Genomic DNA, 19,956 nt, shown 5'->3' on the forward strand with positions numbered 1-19,956 from the left:
TCGATACTCGTGGCATGTCCGAGTCCCCCGGCCTCGATGGGCTTCGCGTCCTCGCCCATCCCTTGCGGCTGCGCATTCTGTCGCTTTTGACCGGTGTCGCGATGAGCGCGGCCGAAGCCGCGCGCGAACTCGGTGAGACACAAGCGAATGTCAGCTATCACGTGCGACGGCTGCACGAGGCAGGGCTGCTCGACGTCGCCGAGGAGGTCCGGATCCGGGGCGGGCTGGCGAAACGCTACCGACACGATCCGGAGTCCGGGATGCGGTTCACCTCGAAGCATCCGGACGAGGAACAGCTTCTCATCGCGGCGATGGTCGAAGAACTCAAGCGCCGCAGCGAATTCCATTTGCCGGGCGAACGCGGCTCGATCAACGACGCGGAGATGTGGGTCGACCGCGAGACCTGGGAGAAGGCGCTCGAACACGCTCGCGAACTGAGCGCTCTGCTGCACTCGGCCGCGAAACCACCCCGCACCCGCGGCACGATCCCGGTCAGCGCGACGGTGGCGATGTTCGAGATGAGGCGACCGTGACCACCCTGCGCGAACCACTGCGCCACCACAACTTCCGCTGGCTGATCGCCGGCCGCACGTTCGGGGAGTTCGGCAACGCCGTCGCCCCGCTCGCGCTCGCGTTCGCCGTCATCGACCTGACCGGTTCCGCCGTCGACATCGGCATCGTCGTCGGCGCCCGCTCGGTGGCGAGCGTGGTGCTGTTGCTGTTCGGCGGGGTGCTCGCGGACCGGCTGCCGCGGTCGGTGATCCTGCAAGGCACCGAGGTCGCCGCCACGCTGACCCAGGCCGTCATCGCCGCGAGTGTCCTTTGTGGATTCGCGTCGATCCCGCTCTTGGTCGCCCTGAGCGTGGTCAATGGAGCGGTGGCCGCGATCTCGGCCCCGGCGTCGGCGTCGCTCACCCCGCTGACGGTGCCCGCCACCCAGCTCGCGCAGGCGAACGCGCTGGCCAGGCTGCTGTCGAACTCCGGCCGGATCGCCGGTGCCGGACTCGGCGGCATCCTGGTCACCGCGGTCGGCCCCGGCTGGGCGCTCGCCGGGAACGCGCTCCTGTTCCTGGGTTCGGCCCTGTCGTACCGGTGCATCCGCCTCAACCGCCGGGAACGCGTCCCCGGCAGCCGTCCGCTGGCGGAACTCGCCGAAGGCTGGCGCGAATTCCGGTCACGGACCTGGGTGTGGGTCGTGGTCGTGCAGTTCATGGTGGTGAACGCCGTCATCGCCGGCGGGATCGCGGTGCTCGGTCCCGTCGTCGCCGACAGCACCTTCGGGCGCTCCGGCTGGGGTTTCGCCCTCGCCGCGCAGACGATCGGCTCGCTCGTCGGCGGGATCCTCGTGGCCCGATGGCAGCCGCGGCGCGCGCTGTTCGTCGGTGTCGCGGTGATCCTCTTCGAAGCACCGCCGCTGATCCTTCTCGGCCAGGCGCCCTTGCTCCCGCTGCTGCTCGCGGCCATGTTCGTCTCCGGCCTGGCGATCGAGCAGTTCGTGGTCGCGTGGGACGTCTCGCTGCAGGAGAACGTGCCCGAGGACAAACTCGCGCGCGTCTACTCCTACGACATGCTCGGTTCCTTCATCGCCCTGCCGCTCGGCCAGATGGCGGCCGGACCCGCCGCGCACCACTTCGGGGTCAGCACGACCCTGCTCGCGTGCGCCGCCCTGGTCGTGGCCGCCACCTGTCTCGCCCTGTGCAGCGGCCAGGTGCGCGGACTGGTCCGGAAGACCCACGCCGCCCAGCCCTGACCCCGCCCGCGAAAGTGGTAGCAAAGGTCCCTTGCTCCCTTTCCGCAGGTCACGGCCAGGGGCGGACCTCTTCGAGGAGCTTCGCGACCGCGAGCACCAGGTCGTCGGAGTGCCGCGGGCCGACGATCTGCAGACCGACCGGGAGGCCACTGGAGGTGCGGCCCGCCGGCACGCTGATGGCGGGCTGCTGGGTCATGTTGAACGGGTAGGTGAACGGCGTCCAGTCCGGCCAGCCGCTCAGCCCGCTGCCCGGCGGCACCTCGTGCCCGGCTTCGAAGGCGGGGATCGGCAGGGTCGGCGTGATCAGCACGTCGTAGCGCGTGTGGAACTCGCCCATCAGGATGCCCAGCGCGGCCCGCTCGGCGTTGGCGCCGAGGTAGTCGCTCGCCGAGAAGGTCTTGCCGAACTCCCAGACCTTCCGCAGCCCGGGGTCGACCTTGGTCTCCGAACCGGCGGGGAAGGTGTCCAGCCACTTGGCCGCACCCGTCGACCACAGGATGTCGAAGGCGGGCTTGGGATCCGCGAAGCCGGGATCGGCCTCTTCGATGTGCAGGCCCGCGTCCCCGAGCGACTGCACCGCCGACTTGACGATCTCCGCGACCTCCGGGTCGACGTCGACATAGCCGAGCGTCGGCGAGTACGCGGCGATCAGCCCGCGCACGTCCCGGCGGACGGCCTCGCGGTAGGTCGAGACCGGCGGGGCGAGCGCGGCCGGGTCGCGGTAGTCGGGCATCGCGAGCACGTCGAGGAGCAGCGCCGTGTCGTCCACCGAACGCGCCATCGGGCCGGCGTGCGAAAGCGGCCCGAACGGGCTCGCCGGGAACAGCGGGATCCGGCCGTGTGTCGGTTTGAGACCGACGATTCCGCAGAACGAAGCCGGGATCCTGATCGAGCCGCCACCGTCGGTGCCGACGGAAAGCTCGCCCATCCCCGCCGCGACGGCCGCGGCGCTGCCTCCACTGGAGCCGCCCGCCGTCGTCGACGGGTCGATCGGGTTGCGGGTGATCCCGGTCAGCGTGTTGTCGGTGACGCCCTTCCACGCCAGTTCCGGTGTCGTGGTCTTTCCCAGCAGTACCAAGCCGTTCTCACGCAGTCGCGCGGTGACCGGGCTGTCGACGTCCCACGGCTGGTCGGGGTCGATGCACCGCGAACCGCGCAGCGTCGGCCAGCCCTGCGTCAGGAACATGTCCTTGATCGAGGCCGGGACACCGTCGAGCCAGCCGATCGGATTACCGTCCCGCCACCGGACCTCGGACGCCTTCGCCTGTTCGAGCGCGCCATCGGCGTCGACCAGGCAGAAGGCGTTGGTCTCGCCGTCGCGTTCCTCGATGGCACGCAACGCGTTCTGGGTGGCCTCGACCGGTGACAGCTCTCCGGTGGCATACGCGGCGACGAGCTCACTCGCGGTCAACTTGGTGTCGTTCAATCCGGCCCCTAACCTTGGCGAAGCGTCTCCGACGGCACGTATCCGAGTTGCTTGTCCACGACGTTGCGCAGTGGCTCCCCCGCGCGCCAGCGACGGAAGTTGTCCGCGAACACCTCTACCAGAGTATTACGCCAGCCGACGAAGTCGCCCGACATATGCGGCGAGATCAGCACGTTCTCCATAGTCCACAAAGGACTTTCGGCGGGCAGTGGCTCGGTGTCGAAGACGTCGACCGCCGCGCCGCCGAGCGGCCCGTCCCGCAGCGCGCCGATCAGGTCGGAGGTGACGACCAGTTCGCCGCGGCCGACGTTGACGAACCGCGAGCCGGGTTTCATCACGCCGAAGGCTTCGGCGTCGAACATGCCCTTGGTCTGCTCGGTCAGTGGCGCGACCGCGACGACGTAGTCCGCTCCGGGAAGATGCCGAGACAGCTCCGCCGAGGCATACACGTCACCGAAGTCGGGATCGTCCGCACGAGGACGACGTCCGACACCCGCCACCGACATCCCGGCCGCCCGCAGCATCCGCGCGATCGACCGGCCGATCGGGCCGGTGCCGACCACCAGGACGCGACGGCCGGCGATCCGCTCACTCTCCCGATGCTTCCACTGCCGCTGCTTCTGCAGATCCCACGACCGGGCGAAATCCTTGGCGAACGTGAGGACGACACCGAGTACGTACTCGGCTATCGCCCCGTCGAACACCCCACGCGAGTTGGTGAGCACGACGTCGCTCTCCTGCAGCCCCGGGAAGAGCACCGGGTCGACGCCCGCGCTGGCGATGTGCAGCCAGCGCAGCCGGTCGGCCGCATGCCAGGCGCCCGGGACGGCGGTGGAGAGGAAGTCGTAGACGAAGAACGCGTCGGCGCCGGATAACGCGTCGGCCAACCCGGCCGCGTCGGTGTAACGAACCACCGCTTCGGCTTCGATAGCGCGCATGTCCGGTGGGCGCGTGTCTCCGCAGAGCACCGCCAGCACAGGGGTCTCCGAGGCGATCACGTTGACACCGTAAAAGTGGCTCGTATGATTGTCAACAATCCGAGGAACGACCCCCGGAGCACCGGACCTGTGACAGCAGAAGCTTTCCGGAGGCTGAGACTTGGATTTCGACTTACTGGAGTTCGAAGGCCCGTTGGCGCAGCGCGGTATCGGCGTGATCGCCCCCTTCGACCTCGCCCTGGAACGCGAGCTGTGGCGCTGGGTACCCATGGAGGTCTCCCTCCATCTGGCGCGCACGCCGTACGAGCCGGTGCCCGTCAGCATGGAGATGGCCCAGCTCGTCAGCGACAGCAGGCATCTCGCCGCCGCCACGAGGGACGTGCTCCACGTGGAGCCCGAAGTCGTCGCCTATCTGTGCACCTCCGGCAGTTTCGTCAACGGTGTGGACTACGAACGTTCTCTGACCAAGGCGATCTGCGACGCGGGCGCGACGGACGCCGTCACCACGTCCGGAGCGCTGGCGGAGGTCCTGCATCAGCTCGACCTCCACCGGGTCTCGGTACTGACGCCCTACGACGGCGACCTGACCGGGAAGCTGCACGACTTCCTGGCCGAACTCGGCGTCCGCACCGTTTCGAGCGACCACCTCGGCCTGGGCGGTGGCATCTGGAAGGTCAGCTACCGGACCATCGCCGAACGCATCCTCGCCGCCGACCACGCCGACGCGGAAGCCATCTTCGTCAGCTGTACCAACCTCCCCACCTACGATCTGATCGAGCCGCTCGAAAGCGCGCTCGGCAAACCCGTCCTCACCGCGAACCAGCTCACGATGTGGGCCTGCCTCCGGCGGATGAACCTGCCGATCGTCGGGCCCGGCAAGTGGCTCCGGGAGGTCGACTGACCTCTTCCCTTACGATTGTCGACAATCTGCCCTCCGGAGGTTCCGTGCCCATCACGCCGTTCGCCCCACCCGAGCCGCCGTCCGAGACGACCACCATCGGGTTCATCTACCCCGATCACGCGGCCGAAGACGACTACCCGCTCGCGGAACAGCTCCTCGGCGGGGACATGGCCGGGATCAAACTGCCGGTCGAGCACATCTACGGGACCGATCTCCACGCCGTGCCCGAGCTACTGGACCTCGGCAGCGAAAGCCGGCTCGCCGACGGCGCCCCGCTGGTCGCCAAGCACGAACCGGACGCGGTGGTCTGGGCGTGCACCAGCGGCAGTTTCGTCTACGGCTGGGAAGGCGCCCGCGACCAGGCCGACCGGCTGGCGGCCGTCGCCGGTGTCCCGGCGTCGAGCACGTCCTTCGCCTTCGTCAACGCCGCACGGGCGCTCGGCGTCCGGCGGGTCGCGGTCGCCGCCAGCTACCCCGACGACGTCGCCCGGCTGTTCGTCGAGTTCCTCGGTGCGGGCGGGATCGAAGTGGTCTCGATGGGCAGCGCGGATATCGACACCGCCGCCGAGGTCGGCGATCTCAGCCCGGAAGCCGTCGTCGAACTCGCGGTGAGCCGCGACCACCCGGCCGCCGACGCCCTGCTCGTCCCCGACACCGCCATGCGGACGCTCGGCGAGATCAACACGCTCGAAACCCGGATCCGCAAGCCGGTGCTGACCGCCAACCAGGTCACCGTCTGGGAGGGCCTGCGGCTCACCGGGAAGTCCCCGCTCGTCCGCACCTTGGGCGCCTTGTTCGGACAGAGGAGAAGCTGAGCCATGTCCTTGCCGGATATCGAGCCGGTCAGCCGGGAATCGACCGCCGGGATCATCGCGCGCCAGTTGCGGGACGCGATCATGACCGGCGCCCTCCCACCCGGCACCCAGCTCGGTGAAACGGACCTGGCCTCCCGGTTCCAGGTTTCGCGGGGACCGCTGCGCGAGGCGATGCAGCATCTCGTGTCCGAAGGGCTCCTGCGCAGCGAGCGGCACCGCGGACTGTTCGTGATCGACCTCGAACCCGGCGACGTCTACGACATCTACTCGGCACGCTCGGCCATCGAACGAGCCGCGATGCTGCGCGCCTTGCGCGGGGACCGGGAACGGATCGCCACCGAACTCGAAGAGGCCGTGCGCGCCATGGCCGCCGCCGCGGACGAGGACGACCCGACCGCGCTCTCCTGGGCGGACCTCCGTTTCCACGAGGCGCTGATCGCCGCCTCCGGCAGCAAACGGCTCGTGCGCATGGCGCGGACCCTGTTGATCGAGACCCGGATGTGCCTCACCGCGCTGCAGGGGACCTATCAGCAGGTCGAAGAACGGGTCACCGAGCACACCAGCATCATCGAGGCCCTGCGGGCGGGCGACGAAGAGACCGCGCTTTCGCTGCTGGAGGCCCATATGGAGGACGCCGTCCAACGGCTGGCCCCGGGAACCAGCCTGCGGGAGGGCGAAGCTCCCGCTGTGCCTTAGGGATTCAGCCACGGCCCCGCGCCCCCAGCACCGGCTGCCCACCGGTCCCGCCACGGAACTCCCTGTCCCATGGCCAATTGCCGTGCTCGTCCTCGTAGACCAGTTGCAGGGCCCGGAAGTTCTCGCCGTACAGCAAGACGGCGGTGAGCAGGTGCGCCGGCGGAGAACTGAGCGGCACGACCTCCAACGACGGCCAACCCACCTCCGCGGGCAGTACCTCCCCCGGCTCCGGCGGCCCCGACCGGACCACCTGCTGGGCGAAATAATTCAGCAGCTGGCCGGATCTTCGTTCTCTCAGGCCGGTGACGACGAGCTCCGGAAGCCCGGCGTCGGTGAGCCCGACCGTGTACGCGAAGCCCGGTTGGACGATTCCGCGCTCGACCGTCTGCACCATCCAGCCGTACTTGCGGATCAGGGGACGGACCTCCTCGACGAGGTAGTCGTCGCGGGTCTTTCCGGGGTTGTCGCAATGCCAGCACATCGACACTCCTCCAGTCGTCGAATCCGATGATCGACACTGTGCACCGCGGCACCGACAAAAACCCACACCCCGGATCGGCACACGGGCGGCGAACGGGCTTTCATACTGGACTTCGCGCCGAGATTCCCTTTAGTGGCAACGTTTTTCGTCTTGAGAAAATCTACTGCTTGCCGAGAAGGAAGAACCTGCGGAGTTCAACGGCCGGGCCGCGGCGGGGGTCGGCACTATCGAGGGGTACGGCGAACGTGACGTGTCGCGAAAGCCACTTTCGCAACACTGAAGGTTGGGAAAGTGGCTTTCGCAACCTTCAGTGGCCTGTCGTGCACTACATGCCCTGCGAAGTGAATCCAACCCGCTCGACATCCAGACCGTGAAGGCCCCTTCCTTGCGTTAACCGCAGCGAAGGGGGCTTCACGTACTACCCGAAATCGTGAATGGACCATTCATGACATCCGGGACTTGACACGCCTCCAGGCGGATGGTTCAAGATAGAGCGGCGACCACCGCGGACCCGAGTTCGGCGGTGGTGGACTTCCCTCCGAGGTCAGGGGTCTGCACGGTCCCCTCCTCGAGAACCTTTTCGACGGCCGCGCGTACGTCTTGTGCCGCAACGCTTTCCCCGAGATGTTCGAGCAGCATCGCTCCCGCCAGGATCTGCGCCACCGGATTCGCGATGCCCTGTCCGGCGATGTCGGGAGCGCTGCCGTGCACCGCCTCGAACATGGAAGGGAGCTCACCGGTCGGATTGATATTGCCCGAAGGCGCCATCCCGAGCCCACCCGTCACGGCCGCCGCCAGGTCGCTCAGGATGTCGCCGAACAGATTGGAAGCGACCACGACGTCGAGCCGGTCCGGCGCCTGCACCATCCGCGCGGCGAGCGCGTCGACATGGCATTGTTCGGCGTGCACGTCCGGATACTCCGAAGAGATCTCGGCGAAGATCTCGTCCCAGAACGGCATCGAGTGAATGAGCCCGTTGGATTTGGTCGCCGAGCAGACCCGCCCCGTCCGCGTCTTCGCCAGGTCGAAGGCATAGCGGATGATCCGCTCGACCCCGACCCGCGTGAACACGGATTCCTGTAAGACGAACTCGTTGCCCAGACCTCGATTGTGCCTGCCACCGAGCTCCGAGTACTCGCCCTCGGAGTTCTCCCGGACGATCACCATCTCCAGTTCGTCGGCGCTCCGGCCGGCCAATGCCGACGTCGTCCCCGGCAGCAGCCGGACCGGCCGGAGGTTGACGTACTGACCGAACGCACGCCGAACGGGGATGAGGAGGCCCCACAACGAAACATGATCCGGGACACCGGGAAAGCCCACGGCACCGAGAAAGATCCCGTCGAACCGGGAGAGTTGCTCGATACCGTCGTCCGGCATCATCGAGCCGGTCTTGGTGTACCGCTCACAACTCCAGTCGAACTCCTTCCAGGACAAGGAGAAATCGTGTGATGCCGCCGCGCGGTCGAGGACCTTGCGGGCCTCGACCGTCACGTCGACACCGATCCCGTCGCCGGGGATACTCGCGATCCGATACGAAGAAGTCACAGAGCCACCGCGATGTACTTGGTCTCGAGGAACTCGTCGATGCCGACGGTGCCGCCCTCGCGGCCGAGGCCGGATTGCTTGATCCCGCCGAACGGCGCCGCCGGATTCGAGACCAGCCCTTGGTTGAGGCCGATCATGCCGGCTTCCAGCCGTTCCGAAACCCGCAGAGCCCGCTTGAGATCGGAGGTGTACACATAGGACACGAGACCGAATTCGGTGTCGTTCGCCGCCGCGATGGCCTCGTCCTCGCTGTCGAACGGAGTGATCGGGGCGACCGGCCCGAAGATCTCTTCCGAAGCGAGCCTGGCGTCCTTCGGAACATCGGTGAGCACCGTGGCCTGATAGAAGTTGCCCGGACCATCCACAGTGGATCCACCGGTGAGGACGCGCGCTCCTCGCTCGGTGGCGTCGGAGACCAGGCCGCTGACCTTCTCGACGGCGGCTTCGTCGATGAGAGGGCCGACGACGACACCCTCCTCGGTGCCACGGCCCATGGGCAGGGCCTCCATGCGCTCGGTGAGGCGCCGGGAGAACTCGTCGACGATGCCCCGCTGGACATAGAAACGGTTCGCGGCCGTGCAGGCCTCGCCGATGTTGCGCATCTTCGCGGTCATCGCGCCTTCGACCGCCGCGTCGAGGTCTGCGTCTTCGAAGACGAGGAAGGGGGCGTTGCCGCCGAGTTCCATCGAAGTGCGGAGCACCTTGTCCGCACACTGTTCCAGCAGCTTCCGACCGACGCCGGTCGAGCCGGTGAAGGACAGCTTCCGGGCACGGCCGTCCCGGATCAACGGCTCCATCACGCCGCCGGAGTCCGACGTCGTCAGCACGTTCAGCACGCCTTCCGGCAATCCCGCTTCGGCGAGGATGGCCGCGAGGGCCAACATCGAAAGGGGGGTTTGAGCAGCGGGTTTGATGACCATCGTGCAGCCTGCCGCCACCGCGGGCCCGATCTTGCGGGTGCCCATCGCCATGGGGAAGTTCCACGGCGTGATCAGCAGACACGGACCGACCGGCTGCTTGGTCACGAGGAACCGGCCTGTCCCGTTGGGAGCGACGGCGTAACCACCGTCGATCCGGACGGCTTCCTCCGCGAACCAGCGGAAGAACTCGGCCGCGTAGGTGATCTCGCCCTTCGACTCCGCGAGCGGCTTGCCCATCTCGAGGGTCATCAGCAGTGCGAGTTCGTCGGCGCGCTTGATCAGCAGTTCGTAGGCGCGGCGCAGGATCTCACCGCGTTCGCGCGGGGCGACGTTCGCCCAGTCGGCCTGCGCGGCGACGGCCGCGTCGAGTGCGCTGACACCGTCCGCCGGTGACGCGTCGGCCACCTCGCACAGGGCTTCACCCGTCGAGGGGTCGAGAACGGGGAAGGTCTTCCCGTCCGCGGCGGGCACCCACTTGCCGCCGATGAACAGTTCCTTGTCGACCGACGTGACCACGCCGGCCTCACTGATCGAGCTCATCCCAACGCTCCTCCATGTTGTCCCGAACGCCATGCTATGGATATTGTCAACAATCGACAACAGCTCAGCCGACCTAGGAGCGCAGCCCATGGCCCAGCTATCACCGCTGCTCAAGCAGGCAACGCCGGTCGTGGTCGACCACGGTGAAGGGGTTTACCTCTACGGCACCGATGGCAAACGTCACCTGGATTTCACCGCCGGTATCGGCGTGACCAGCACCGGCCACTGTCATCCGCACGTGGTGAGCGCGGCGCAGGAGCAGATCGGCAAACTCATCCACGGGCAGTACACGACGGTCATGCACAAGCCGATGCTGGAGCTGACCGAGAAGCTGGGCGGTGTCCTGCCGGAGGGCCTGGATTCACTCTTCTACGCGAACTCCGGCAGCGAGGCGGTCGAGGCGGCGCTCCGGCTGTCACGGCAGGCGACCAAGCGGCCCAACGTCATCGTCTTCCAGGGCGGGTTCCACGGCCGGACCGTCGCGGCGGCGACGATGACGACGTCGGGCACCCGGTTCAGCGCCGGGATCTCGCCGCTCATGTCCGGCGTGCACGTCGCGCCCTTCCCGTACGCCTTCCACTACGGCTGGGACGAGGAGACGGCGACGAAGTTCGCCTTGCGCGAGCTCGACTACCTGTTCGCGACGGTCTGCGCGCCGAACGAGACGGCGGCGTTCTTCATCGAGCCGGTGCTTGGCGAGGGCGGGTACGTCCCGGCGAACCCCGAGTTCCTCGCCGGGCTGCGGGAACGCGCCGACAAGCACGGGATCCTGCTGGTGATGGACGAGATCCAGACCGGCTTCGGCCGGACGGGCCGGTTCTGGGGGCACGAGCACTTCGGGGTGCGCCCGGACATCGTGCTCATCGCGAAGGGGCTCGCGAGCGGCTTCCCGATCTCGGGCATCGCCGCGTCGGAGGAGCTGATGGCGAAGGCGCTCCCCGGTTCCCAGGGCGGGACCTACGGCGGCAACGCGGTGGCCTGCGCCGCGGCGATCGCCACACTCGAGGTGATCCAGCGCGAAGGTCTGGTCGAGAACGCCGCCGAACGAGGACGCCAGCTCCTGGAAGGCGTGCGGGTGATCGCGGACAAGTCGCCGTCGATCGGCGATGTGCGCGGGCTGGGGCTGCTGGTCGGGTCCGAATTCACCACGCCGGACGGCGAGCCGGACACGGCGAAGGCCCAGGCGGCGCAGAAAGCCGCGTCCTCCAACGGGTTGCTTCTGCTGACCTGCGGGGCGTACATGAACGTCGTCCGGATGGTGCCGCCGCTGATCGTCGACTCCGGACAGGTCGACGAGGCGCTGCGGATCTGGGGCGACGTCGTGGCGGGGGTCGAGTGATGGCCCGCTACATAACGATCACCCTGGACAAGCGCGGGGTCTCCTGCCGTGCCCGGCTGCTCGACGCCGAAGCCCCGCGAACCTGCCGCGCGGTGTGGGACGCGTTGCCGCAGAGCGGTTCGGCCTACCACGCGAAGTACGCGCGCAACGAGGTCTACACGCTCGTGCCGCCCTTCGCCGAACCGAAACCGGGCCGCGAAAACCCCACGGTGACCCCGATTCCGGGGGACGTCGTGTACTTCGGCTTCGAGGCTTGGGAGATCGGCAACCCGGCGTACGGCTACGACGAAGGCAGTGAGGCGCACAGCGATCAGGGCGCGACGGATCTCGCGATCTTCTACGGCCGCAACAACCTGCTGATCAACGGCGACGCGGGCTGGGTGCCAGGCAACGTGTTCGCGACGATCGAAGAGGGGCTGGCCGAGATGGCGGAAGCCGCGCAGGACCTTTGGCTGCGCGGTGTCGAGGGCGAGACGCTTTCGTTCGCCCGCGCCTGAAACCCGTGGGCGGTGCGGGTTTCCACCCTCACCGCCCACGGGCCGGCACCCCTCCCTGGCTTACTGTCGCGCTTCGGAGAGCCGGTACTCGACGCCACCGACCTCTTCGCCGCGCTGGTCGACCTGGGTCACGTTGACGGTGTACTGCTGTCCCCCTGCCGCCTCCGCTCCCGCGGTGAAACTCAGTCTGGCGCCCACCTGTTCGCCGGACTTGAACGTCAAACCGCTGATCCGGGCTCTCTGCGGATCGACGATGGCCAGCTCGGTCTCGCCGATCCGTGCGACACCTTCACCCTTCGCGCCGGCGGCCCGCCAGCGCGCGGCGAGGTCGGGGCCGAGATCGATGGTGATCCGTCCCGGGCCGGTGAACGGCCTGCCCGGCTGGGTGAAGACGATGTCGCCGACCGCGGTGGGGTCGGGACCGTCCCAGCCGAACACGATCGGCCGGTACTCGGGGATCTTGATCCGGAACGGCAGGACGTTCACGTTGTGCCAGCCGATGTTGTTGTTGTTCCGTGCGTTCGCCGACGTACTCAGGCCTTCGGTCGGCAGATCGGTCGGCGAAAGCCACCGTGCCAGCAAGCAGAAGTGCGAGCCGAGCGGGACCTTCCACGGGATGACGACCGTCTTGGCGCCGTACGGTACGGACACGCCGGTCTTCGAGCCGATGTAGGTCCACTGGCTCGCCCATTGGGCCACGGTGCCTTGTTTCGTGTAGTAGACCTGCAGCGTCCCCTTCTCGAGCTTGTCCCCGTACGGGCCCGGGTTGTTCAACGTGACATGGATGAAGGCGTTGTCTCCCTGGGCGACCGGGTCATCGGTCAGGCACCGAATCTCCGTGAGGCACACCCGGATGTCGGGGCTGGAGTAGAGCGAACCGGTCGAGGGTTCGAACCCGACATCGGACGCGTTGTCGCGGATGAAGACGTCGCTCCGGTCCCCCGGCGCGGCCTGCACCGCCGGCGCGACCCCCGCGAACAGCGTCGCGGCGGCCAAGACGGCCGAGGCGAGCAGTGTTCGCCTGCGCCGCGGATTCCTGCTGATCATGTTCCCCTCCTTGGGCGAAACGTTCGACCCGTTGACCGTCGGCCACACCGGTTGTGGCGCGGTTGTCGAGATCGTGTGCCCTAATCGGCCGATTTCGGTGGGTCTTCGCCCGGATACGCTCACCGAGGTCACATGCCGGAGGGAGCAGGGTGCCCGGGCCAGGGGAACTGCGGGTGCTGGGCCCGGTCGAAGCGATCGGCCCCACCGGGCGGGCGGAGTTGCACGGCGCCCGCCAGCGAGCCGTGCTCGGCGTTCTCGCCCTGCACGCGGGCTCGGTCGTCCCGATCCCCCGGCTGGTCGACGTGCTCTGGGGTGAGGATCCGCCGCGCACCGCGGTGAAGACCCTGCACAGCCATGTCGCCCGGATCCGGCAGGCACTGGAGGACTGCGGATTCCCGCTGGTCCTGCAGACGCGCAAACCCGGGTACGTCCTGACGGTCGCATCGTCCTCTGTCGACGCTCTTCGCTTCGAAGAAGAACTTCGTGCCGCCAAGCGGAGTAATCCCGGTCAGGCGGTGACGGCGCTGCGTGAGGCGTTGCGGCTCTGGCGCGGCGATGCCTTCGCGGACGCCGAACTCGACGGCTGGGGGCTGCGCGAGGTCGAGCGGCTGCAAGAGCTACGGCTGTCCGCCTGGGAAGAACTTTGGGACGCGGAGCTCCGGCTCGGTGAACACGAGGAAGTCCTCCGAGAACTTCCGCGGCTCCGGGCCGAACAGCCGTACCGCGAACGGCTCGCCGCACTGCACATGCTCGCCCTGCATCGCTGTGGAAGGCATGCCGAGGCGCTGGAGACGTTCCAGGCCGTGCGCCGAGGACTGGCGGACGAGTTCGGCGTGGACCCCGGACCGGAACTGGTCGAACTGCACACGTCGATCCTTCGACGCGCGCCCGAACTCGACGCACCCGCCCGGGGCACCGCGCCCGCACAGCTTCCCGCCCGTGTCGGGCACTTCACCGGACGGCAGCAGGAGCTCGCTTCACTCGACGCGCTTCTCGACGAAGCCGAGCCGCCGGTCGTGGTGATCTCCGGGGCGGCGGGGATGGGGAAGTCCGCGCTCGCCGTGCAGTGGGCGCATCGCATCGCGGACCGCTTCCCCGACGGTCAGCTCTTCCTCGATCTGGCCGGGCACGATCCGCACGAGGCGGTCTCGCCGGGCGACGCGCTCGCGCATCTGTCGCGCGGGCTCGGCCTCCCTGACGACCGGCTGCCCGACGCGACGGCCGAACGCGCGGCGCTCTACCGCTCACTGCTGCACGGCAGGCGTTGCGTGATCGTCGCCGACAACGCGGGCGGCGTCGAGCAGATCCTTCCTCTCGTTCCTGGTACGGCGAAGACGATGCTGATCGTCACGAGCAGGCAGACGCTGGCGGCGCTCGGCAGCAGGCACGCCGTGCGGGTGTTCGCCCTCGACGCGCTGGCCGACCCGGACTCGATGACCCTGCTCACCCGGGTGCTGGGTACTGATCGCGTCGCCCGCGAACCCGGGCAGGCCGCGCGGCTGGCCAGGCTGTGCGACGGGATGCCGTTGGCGTTGCGGATCGCCGCCGCGCGCCTGACCGGCGAGCCGAATCGTCCGATCGCGGAGCTCACCCATGAGCTGACCGGCGCTGGGCGGTTGGAAACCCTTGCGGTACAAGGGGATTCCCGGACCGTCAAAACCGTCCTCGCGAGTGCCTACCTGCCGCTGGAGCGTGCTCCGGCCCGGCTGTTCCGGCTGTCCGGGCTGATCCCCGGAACATCGTTCAGCGCGGCGCTCGGCGGCGCGCTGTGCGGAGTGCCCGCCGAAGCGGGCCGGACCGCGGCCGCCGAGCTGTCCGCGGCGCACCTGATCACCCCTGCCGGCCCGGACCGCTACCGCCTCCACGATCTGATCCGCGAGTTCGCCGTCGCGTGCGCCCGCACCGACGAAACGACGTCGAGCCGCGCCGAGGCGGCGGACCGGCTGATCGACTGGTACCTGCACGTCGCCGCCGAGGCGAACCGGATCATCGACCCGAACCGCGATCTGGTCACCCCGGCGTTGCGGCATCCGGCACCCGGGCTGCCGTTCCCGGCGGAAAGACGCGCGGCGCTGGCGTTCCTGGGGGCCGAGCGGGCGAATCTGCTGCCCGTGGTGCGGTTCGCCCGCGAACACGGCCGCAACACCGCCGCTTGGCAGCTCACCTACCTGCTCACCAGTTTCTACGACACCACCGGCGGCTGGAACGAGCGGATCGGGCTTTGCCGCGAGGGGGCCGCGGCGGCCGTCGAGCTCGACGATCCGTTGGCGGAGGCGGAAATGCTGCGTGCGCTGGGCGCGGCCTACTTCATGACCCGCAGGCTGACGGACGCGCTCGAAACCAACGCCCGCGCGTTGAAGGCCGCCCGAGCGGCGGGTGATCTCGAAGGCGAAGGGCACATCTACAACAACACCGCCAACGCCTACGCCGCGCTTCGCCGGTTCGACGAGGCGATCACCGCGTACCAGCTGGCCGTGGAGCGATGCACCTCGGCGGGCAACCGGCTCGGGCGTGCCCTGTCCCAGCGCAACCTCGGCCACGCCTGCATTCGCCGCGGCCAGCCGATGGACGGACTCAGCCCGCTGACGGCCGCGCTGGAGACGTTCCGCGAGCTCGGCAACGCCCGGCTGGAAGCGGCCACCCTGGACACGCTCGGCGAGGCCTACGAGGAACTCGGCGATCACGACGTCGCGCTGGACCACCTCGGCAAGGCGCTGGCCGCGTCCAGGGCGATCGGCGACCGCTGGCAGGAGTGGGAGTCGCTGCTGCACGCCGGCCAGGTCCACCTCGCCCGCAAGGACTTCCGGGCCGCGCGGGACGACTTCGACCAGGCGCTGCTGATCAGCCGGGACGTCGGGAACCGGCACAGCGAGGCGGCCGCGCTCGACCGGCTCGGCCGTGCCCATCTGGGGCTCGGCGATCTGACGGCGGCGCGGGAGAGCCTCGAACGCGGCGTCGCGGTCCGGGCGGGCGTCCCCGATCCATACGAGGAGGCTCATCTGCACCGCGACCTCGGTGACCTGGAGACACGGTGCGGGGACACGGCCGCCGCGGCCGCCCACTGGGCTCGAGCGATCGAGCTGTACCGGCGGGCGAACGCGACGGCCGACGCCGACCTCGTCACCCGGCGGGGCTGATCACCACGGTCGAGGTCGCGTACACGAGCCTGCCCTGCGACGGCGCGAAGAACTCGACCCGAGCCTTCCCCGTTTGCCCGGGCACGACCGTGAGCTCGGCGTATCCCCTGGTCTCACCACGCTGGAAGGTGACCACACCGTCCTTCACCGGCTCGTGGGCGGAGCCTTCGGTGCGATAGCGGATCGTGAGCGGTCCCGCGAGCCACGGCCGGGAGAGCACGAGCGGCACCTTGCAGGTGGCGGCCTGCGCGAAGTTGGGCGGGATCGACCAGCAGATCTCGCCTTCCTGGGTGGTGGCCAGCGGCACGGTCTTGACCTTGTCGTCGTCGGCCACCCAGGCGACGCCGACGCTGTGCCCGATCCGGAGGCCTTTCCCGCCGTAGAGATGCAGTGAGAACATCTCGTCGTTCTCGACGAAGGAATCTGCGCGGACCTCGACCGCGACCGTCTGCGTGTCCGCCCGCCCGGACCAGGTCAGTGTGCCCGCGCGCGGCAGGTAGTCGACGCTCTCCTTCGCGACGAACGCCGGATCGACCGGCGAGCCGTTGCCCTCGATCGTCCGGTATTCGACCGAGCCCTGCGGTGCGCAACCGCCGTCGGCGAGTGAAACGGTGAAGAGAAGGGTGGTGTACCCGGCGCTTGTCCCCTCGGCCTGGCTGACGCCGCCGACGTTCACCACGGGCACGGTGCAGGCCGTTTCCCCGCCTTCGGCCGCCGGTACCGCGAGCCCGAACGCGATCGCGAACGACGCCCCCAGCGCCGCGATCCGCCTCATCGTTGATCCCATCGAGCGTCCTCCCCTTCCGGCGGACCGCCGCGGCCCGCTGCGACATGGGTAACCGAGTGAGGTTGTCGTGAGGTTGTGACCAGCGGGAGCAAACATGAAAATGATTCATGGCCATCCTCGTCCACGACGTACTACGCTTCGGTAACCAGGCAAAGAAGCGTGAGGAAGGGCAGTCGATGGGCGATGTTGCGGCACGGTTCGCCGAGATCGTCGGGGACGCGAACTTGCTGTCAGGCGAGGCGATTCCCGAGGACTACGCACACGACGAGGCTTTGACCACCTCGGCGCAGAGGCCCGCCTACCTGGCGAAGCCGGGAAGCACCGAAGAGGTCGCGGAACTGCTGAAGGCGGCAGGCGAACACGGCGTGCCGGTCACCGCGCGCGGTTCGGGCACCGGCCTTTCCGGTGCCGCGCGGCCTCGCGAAGACGGCCTGGTGATCTCTTTCGAACGAATGAACGCGGTGCTGGAGATCGACACCGACAACCACGTCGCCGTCGTCCAGCCGGGCGTCACACTGTCCGATTTGGACGAAAAGACCACGGAAGCCGGACTCGGCTACACCGTCTATCCCGGGGAACTGAGCGCGAGTGTCGGCGGCAACGTCGGCACCAACGCGGGCGGCATGCGTGCGGTCAAGTACGGCGTCACGCGGCACAACGTCGTCGGCCTGCAGGCCGTGCTGCCGACCGGTGAGATCATCCGGACCGGCGGCAAGACCTCGAAGGTGTCGACGGGCTACGACCTGACCCAGCTGATCATCGGCTCCGAAGGCACCCTCGCGATCGCCACCGAGGTCATCGTGAAGCTGTACCCGCGCCTGCCGCACGGTGCCACGGTGTTCGCCCCGTTCGAGACCTTCGACGAGGTGATGACCGTCGTCCCGAAGATCATCTCCAGCGGGCTCGCGCCGCACATCCTCGAGTACATCGACAACCTGACGCTCGCCGCGATCAGCTACAACGAGAAACTCAGCCTCGGCGTACCGGACTCCATCCGGGACACGGCGCAGGCCTATCTGGTGGTGGCGCTGGAAAACCGCGACAGCGACCGGCTGCACTCCGACATCGAGGAACTCGGCGGGCTGCTGGGAGACCTCGGCGCGATGGACGTGTACGTGCTCGAAGGCCCTTCGGCACGCAAGCTCATCGAAGCTCGCGAAAAGGCGTTCTGGACGGCCAAGGCGGCCGGCGCGGACGACGTGATCGACGTGGTGGTCCCGCGATCCGCCATGCCCGAGTTCCTGCGCAAAGCGAGGGAAATGGCGTTGTCGCGCGAGGCGGGCGCGCTCGGCTGTGGCCATGCCGGCGACGGCAACGTCCACCTCGCCATCTTCTGCAAGGACGCGGACAAACGGAAACAGTTGCTGACCGACATCTTCGCGCTCGGCATGGAACTCGGCGGCGCGATCTCCGGCGAACACGGCCTCGGAAGGGCCAAGGCCGGCTACTTCCTCGACCTGGAGGACCCGGCGAAGATCGCGCTGATGCGCCGGATCAAGGAAAGCTTCGACCCGGCCGGGATCCTCAACCCCGGCGTTCTTTTCGCTGAGAGGGCTTGAAAAGTGAGTGAGATGAACGGCGCCCAGTCCCTGATCCGCACCCTCGTCGACGCGGGCGTCGACGTGTGCTTCTCGAACCCGGGCACCTCGGAGATGCACTTCGTGGCCGCGCTCGACTCCGTGCCCGAGATGCGCGGCGTGCTCGGCCTGTTCGAAGGCGTCGTCACCGGCGCCGCGGACGGGTACGCGCGCATCGCCGACAAGCCGGCCGCGACACTGCTGCACCTCGGCCCCGGGCTCGGGAACGGGCTGGCGAACCTGCACAACGCGCGCCGCGCCCACACTCCGATCGTCAACGTGATCGGCGACCACGCGACCTACCACAAGCAGTACGACGCCCCGCTCGAATCGGATATCGAGGCCGTCGCCGGTTCGCTCGAAGGCTGGGTCCGCCGCTCGGAGCACACGAAGGACGTCGGCGCCGACGCCGCCGCGGCGGTCGCGGCCTCCCAGGACGCCCCCGGGCAGGTGGCGACCCTGATCCTCCCCGCCGACGCGTCCTGGGGCGAGGGCGGTGAAACCTGCGCGCCCATCCCGCCCCGGATCCCGCAGGTCGTCGACGCGACGACGGTGAAGAACATCGCCGAAGTGCTGGCCAGTGGTGAACCGGTCGCCCTGCTCGTCGGTGGCAGCGGTTGTCGCGAGGCCGGACTGCGCGCGACCAGCCGGATCGCGGCCGCGACCGGGGTGAAGACGTTCGTCGAGACCTTCCCCGCCCGGCTCGAACGCGGTGAAGGCCTGCCGACGATCGAGCGGCTGGGCTATCTCGCCGAGCAGGTCGCCTACCAGCTCGACGGGATCAAGCACGTGATCGTCGCCGGCACGAAGGCACCTGTTTCGTTCTTCGCCTACCCCGGCAAGGCGAGCAACCTGGTGCCCGAAGGCGCACAGGTCCATGTGCTCGCCGATGTCGCGCAGGACGTGCCGCGGGCTCTGACCGACGTGGCGGAACTGGTCGCGGCCGAGACCGAGCCCGTACTGCAGGAGGCCGCCCGGCCCGCCCTGCCGTCCGGGCCGTTGACCCCGCAGAACTGGGTCGAGGTGATCGGCGCGCTGCTGCCGGAACGCGCGATCATCGCCGACGAAGCGAACACCTCCGGGCTGTTGCTGCCCGCCGCGACCGCGGGTGCGCCCCGGCACGATGTGCTGACCCTGACCGGCGGCGCGATCGGCTACGGCATGCCCGTCGCGACCGGCGCCGCCGTCGCCGCGCCGGACCGGCCGGTGATCAACCTGCAGTCCGACGGCAGCGCGCTGTACACGATTTCGGCGTTGTGGACGCAGGCCCGGGAGAATCTCAACGTCACCACGGTCCTGCTGAACAACCGCGCGTACGCGATCCTGCGGCTGGAGTTGCAGCGGGTCGGCGCGGACGCCAACGGCCCCAAGGCGAACGAACTGCTCGACCTTTCCCGGCCCGACATGGACTTCGTCAAGATCGCCGAAGGCATGGGCGTCCCGGCGACCAGGGCGACGACCGCGGAGGAGCTGGCCGAACAGTTCCAGCGCGCGCTCGCCGAGCCGGGACCGCACCTGATCGACGCGATCGTCCCGACCCTGTTCTGAGCGAGGTGTCCT

Annotated in this window: 17 protein-coding genes; 10 read left to right on the forward strand and 7 right to left on the reverse strand. The window is 68.6% G+C overall.

Going from position 1 to position 19,956, the window contains the following annotated elements; translation table 11 throughout:
* The first annotated feature begins 14 nt into the window (after nt 1–14).
* On the forward strand, nt 15–533 hold the full coding sequence (locus DMC61_RS15320; protein ID WP_125689828.1) for a transcriptional regulator: 519 nt from the start codon (nt 15–17) through the stop codon (nt 531–533).
* On the forward strand, nt 530–1,750 hold the full coding sequence (locus DMC61_RS15325; protein WP_125689829.1) for an MFS transporter: 1,221 nt from the start codon (nt 530–532) through the stop codon (nt 1,748–1,750). Before DMC61_RS15320 ends, DMC61_RS15325 begins: the two co-directional genes overlap by 4 nt.
* Nucleotides 1,751–1,799: 49 nt before the next feature.
* On the opposite strand, the gene DMC61_RS15330 is transcribed toward DMC61_RS15325, so the two are convergent.
* Together DMC61_RS15330 and DMC61_RS15335 are read right to left on the reverse strand one after the other, a co-directional pair.
* On the reverse strand, nt 1,800–3,176 hold the full coding sequence (locus DMC61_RS15330; protein WP_125689830.1) for an amidase: 1,377 nt from the start codon (nt 3,174–3,176) through the stop codon (nt 1,800–1,802).
* An 8-nt stretch (nt 3,177–3,184) separates the two neighbouring features.
* The gene (locus DMC61_RS15335; RefSeq protein ID WP_125689831.1) at nt 3,185–4,174 is read right to left on the reverse strand and encodes a D-2-hydroxyacid dehydrogenase; all 990 of its coding nucleotides are present in this window, start codon (nt 4,172–4,174) and stop codon (nt 3,185–3,187) included.
* A gap of 100 nt (nt 4,175–4,274) precedes the next feature.
* On the opposite strand from DMC61_RS15335, the gene DMC61_RS15340 reads away from it, so the two are divergent.
* From DMC61_RS15340 to DMC61_RS15350, 3 genes are read left to right on the forward strand one after another with little or no spacing between them, the layout of a single operon-like run.
* Nucleotides 4,275–5,015 carry a maleate isomerase gene (locus DMC61_RS15340; RefSeq protein WP_016336992.1) on the forward strand — a complete coding sequence of 247 codons (741 nt, stop codon included), beginning with the start codon at nt 4,275–4,277 and terminating at the stop codon, nt 5,013–5,015.
* 44 nt (nt 5,016–5,059) lie between these two features.
* Nucleotides 5,060–5,830: a maleate cis-trans isomerase gene (locus DMC61_RS15345; protein WP_125689832.1), complete on the forward strand. Its 771-nt coding sequence runs from the start codon at nt 5,060–5,062 to the stop codon at nt 5,828–5,830.
* A gap of 3 nt (nt 5,831–5,833) precedes the next feature.
* Nucleotides 5,834–6,526 (forward strand): GntR family transcriptional regulator, encoded by a 693-nt coding sequence (locus DMC61_RS15350; protein WP_125689833.1) that lies wholly within the window; start codon nt 5,834–5,836, stop codon nt 6,524–6,526.
* Nucleotides 6,527–6,530: 4 nt separating this feature from the next.
* Here DMC61_RS15350 and DMC61_RS15355 read toward each other — a convergent pair whose 3' ends face one another.
* The 3 genes from DMC61_RS15355 to DMC61_RS15365 all read right to left on the reverse strand — a co-directional run bounded on the left by DMC61_RS15355 (nt 6,531) and on the right by DMC61_RS15365 (nt 10,012).
* Nucleotides 6,531–7,007, reverse strand: a complete 477-nt coding sequence (locus tag DMC61_RS15355; protein WP_063271597.1) for a DUF4262 domain-containing protein — start codon at nt 7,005–7,007, stop codon at nt 6,531–6,533.
* A gap of 483 nt (nt 7,008–7,490) precedes the next feature.
* Complete coding sequence (locus DMC61_RS15360) at nt 7,491–8,552, reverse strand: tartrate dehydrogenase (RefSeq protein WP_125689834.1); 1,062 nt, start codon at nt 8,550–8,552, stop codon at nt 7,491–7,493.
* The gene (locus DMC61_RS15365) at nt 8,549–10,012 is read right to left on the reverse strand and encodes an NAD-dependent succinate-semialdehyde dehydrogenase (protein WP_037341201.1); all 1,464 of its coding nucleotides are present in this window, start codon (nt 10,010–10,012) and stop codon (nt 8,549–8,551) included. The genes DMC61_RS15360 and DMC61_RS15365 overlap by 4 nt, the downstream gene beginning before the upstream one ends.
* Nucleotides 10,013–10,100: 88 nt before the next feature.
* Between DMC61_RS15365 and DMC61_RS15370 the strand changes: the two genes are divergently transcribed.
* The gene (locus tag DMC61_RS15370) at nt 10,101–11,351 is read left to right on the forward strand and encodes an aspartate aminotransferase family protein (protein ID WP_125689835.1); all 1,251 of its coding nucleotides are present in this window, start codon (nt 10,101–10,103) and stop codon (nt 11,349–11,351) included.
* The gene (locus DMC61_RS15375; protein ID WP_007033814.1) at nt 11,351–11,848 is read left to right on the forward strand and encodes a DUF3830 family protein; all 498 of its coding nucleotides are present in this window, start codon (nt 11,351–11,353) and stop codon (nt 11,846–11,848) included. The genes DMC61_RS15370 and DMC61_RS15375 overlap by 1 nt, the downstream gene beginning before the upstream one ends.
* 60 nt (nt 11,849–11,908) lie before the next feature.
* Here DMC61_RS15375 and DMC61_RS15380 read toward each other — a convergent pair whose 3' ends face one another.
* On the reverse strand, nt 11,909–12,895 hold the full coding sequence (locus DMC61_RS15380; RefSeq protein ID WP_125689836.1) for a hypothetical protein: 987 nt from the start codon (nt 12,893–12,895) through the stop codon (nt 11,909–11,911).
* 173 nt (nt 12,896–13,068) lie between these two features.
* Between DMC61_RS15380 and DMC61_RS15385 the strand changes: the two genes are divergently transcribed.
* Entirely contained in the window at nt 13,069–16,032 is a 2,964-nt protein-coding gene (locus DMC61_RS15385) for a BTAD domain-containing putative transcriptional regulator (protein ID WP_125689966.1), read from the forward strand.
* Here the strand turns inward: DMC61_RS15385 and DMC61_RS15390 are convergent.
* Entirely contained in the window at nt 16,016–16,807 is a 792-nt protein-coding gene (locus DMC61_RS15390; protein WP_125689967.1) for a Calx-beta domain-containing protein, read from the reverse strand. The two genes, DMC61_RS15385 and DMC61_RS15390, sit on opposite strands and share 17 nt — an antisense overlap.
* Before the next feature lie 188 nt (nt 16,808–16,995).
* Between DMC61_RS15390 and DMC61_RS15395 the strand changes: the two genes are divergently transcribed.
* Together DMC61_RS15395 and DMC61_RS15400 are read left to right on the forward strand one after the other, a co-directional pair.
* Nucleotides 16,996–18,378 (forward strand): FAD-binding oxidoreductase, encoded by a 1,383-nt coding sequence (locus tag DMC61_RS15395; protein WP_125689837.1) that lies wholly within the window; start codon nt 16,996–16,998, stop codon nt 18,376–18,378.
* Nucleotides 18,379–18,390: 12 nt separating this feature from the next.
* On the forward strand, nt 18,391–19,944 hold the full coding sequence (locus DMC61_RS15400; RefSeq protein WP_199749998.1) for an acetolactate synthase large subunit: 1,554 nt from the start codon (nt 18,391–18,393) through the stop codon (nt 19,942–19,944).
* Nucleotides 19,945–19,956: the final 12 nt, after the last annotated feature.

This window comes from Amycolatopsis sp. WAC 04169, assembly GCF_003947535.1.
Lineage (GTDB): Bacteria > Actinomycetota > Actinomycetes > Mycobacteriales > Pseudonocardiaceae > Amycolatopsis > Amycolatopsis keratiniphila.

Coding starts and splice junctions, on each gene's coding strand:
- DMC61_RS15355 (WP_063271597.1), bottom strand. CDS start 7,007: ATGTGCTGGCATTGCGACAACCCCGGAAAGACCCGCGACGACTACCTC.
- DMC61_RS15390 (WP_125689967.1), bottom strand. CDS start 16,807: ATGAGGCGGATCGCGGCGCTGGGGGCGTCGTTCGCGATCGCGTTCGGG.
- DMC61_RS15375 (WP_007033814.1), top strand. CDS start 11,351: ATGGCCCGCTACATAACGATCACCCTGGACAAGCGCGGGGTCTCCTGC.
- DMC61_RS15395 (WP_125689837.1), top strand. CDS start 16,996: ATGGGCGATGTTGCGGCACGGTTCGCCGAGATCGTCGGGGACGCGAAC.
- DMC61_RS15380 (WP_125689836.1), bottom strand. CDS start 12,895: ATGATCAGCAGGAATCCGCGGCGCAGGCGAACACTGCTCGCCTCGGCC.
- DMC61_RS15370 (WP_125689835.1), top strand. CDS start 10,101: ATGGCCCAGCTATCACCGCTGCTCAAGCAGGCAACGCCGGTCGTGGTC.
- DMC61_RS15350 (WP_125689833.1), top strand. CDS start 5,834: ATGTCCTTGCCGGATATCGAGCCGGTCAGCCGGGAATCGACCGCCGGG.
- DMC61_RS15320 (WP_125689828.1), top strand. CDS start 15: ATGTCCGAGTCCCCCGGCCTCGATGGGCTTCGCGTCCTCGCCCATCCC.
- DMC61_RS15400 (WP_199749998.1), top strand. CDS start 18,391: ATGAACGGCGCCCAGTCCCTGATCCGCACCCTCGTCGACGCGGGCGTC.
- DMC61_RS15365 (WP_037341201.1), bottom strand. CDS start 10,012: ATGAGCTCGATCAGTGAGGCCGGCGTGGTCACGTCGGTCGACAAGGAA.